The organism is Streptomyces sp. NPDC031365 (genome assembly GCF_055569765.1).
In genome coordinates, this window is the sequence record NZ_JBVIIM010000084.1 from 1 (window position 1) to 1,257 (window position 1,257).

The following is a 1,257-nucleotide window of genomic DNA, read 5'->3' on the forward strand; positions in this document are numbered from 1 at the left end:
GGGCGTCCTGTTCGTCCTCTACAACGACATAGCCTGGCAACTCCTGCCCTTGGAGCTGGGGTTCGGCTCGGGGCAGACCTGCTGGCGGCGTCTGGAGCGGTGGCAGAAAGCAGGAGTCTTCGACCGGCTGCACCGGGTTCTGCTCGCAAAGCTGAACGCGGCCGGCGAACTCGACTGGTCACGTGCGTGCGTGGACGGCTCTCACATCCGTGCGAAAAAGGGGGCGCCGACACCGGTCCGTCGCCGGTCGACCGGCGGAAAACGGGCAGCAAACACCACATGATCTGCGACGGACGCGGCACCCCGCTCAAGGTCATCACGACTGCGGCCAACGTCAACGACGTCACCCAGACCCTCGCCCTGGTCGACGGCGTCCCGCCCGTCGCGGGCCGCCCCGGCCGGCCCCGCCGCAGGCCCGAAGCCCTGCTCGGCGACAAGGGCTACGACTCCAATGCCCACCGCGACGAGTTGCGTCACCGACGGATCCTGCCCGTAATCTCCCGCAAGGGATCACCGAACATCAAGGGCCTGGGCAAGCTCCGCTACGTCGTCGAGCAGACCTTCGCTCTGCTCCACCAGTTCAAACGCCTCGCCGTCCGCTGGGAACGCCGCACCGAACTCCACGACGCCTTCGTCTCCCTGGCCTGCAGTCTCATCTGCTGGCGACGACTTCGGAAGTCCCAAAACGACTGATCGGTGTCAGGGCAGGCCAGGGCCCCAGCGGGCTGCTTCAGAACGTTGATACCCTCCGCACCTACGGCGAGGCAGGGGAGACGATCATGGGAGCCGTGCCGTCGAGACCTCCGAGCCGCCGGTTCAGAGGAACTGGCCTCGGTGTCCTCTTCGGTGGACTGACCGCAGTGGTTTCCACTGCTGCCATAGGGAATGCATGGGCTGCTTGTGACATCGGCAACGGCGTAACCAATGGCATGACTTTGCTGGTTCTTGCGCCTCTCATATGGATCGCCGCTGCGGTTCCGTCGGTGATCCTGCACAGCACCCTCGGAACACGTCATCGCAGGACAGCCTTGGCTGCAGGACTCATCTTCGCCCTGTGGTTCGCCTGGTTCCTTGTCACATGGCTCGGCATGCCGGACTCCTACCCCGCCCCGTTGTGCCCGGGCAATGTCCCACCCTGGTGGCCGAGCTTCATCCCAGCATGACTCCGGCGTAGCCCGTGAACGGCCTCGGCACCAGCAACCTCTCAACAACGCTCCGACCAGCCCTGGCACGCCAGCAAGATCGTGTTATGAGTTC

General features: G+C 65.1%; 2 protein-coding genes. Both read left to right on the forward strand.

All coding sequences use genetic code 11. The features are described from left to right. On the forward strand, window positions 1-283 hold a 283-nt coding region (locus ACZ5C2_RS38595; protein ID WP_468801636.1), incomplete at its 5' end, for a transposase. After that, on the forward strand, window positions 187-693 hold the full coding sequence (locus ACZ5C2_RS38600) for an IS5 family transposase (protein WP_468801637.1): 507 nt from the start codon (window positions 187-189) through the stop codon (window positions 691-693). The genes ACZ5C2_RS38595 and ACZ5C2_RS38600, both read left to right, overlap by 97 nt. The last annotated feature ends 564 nt before the right edge of the window (window positions 694-1,257 follow it).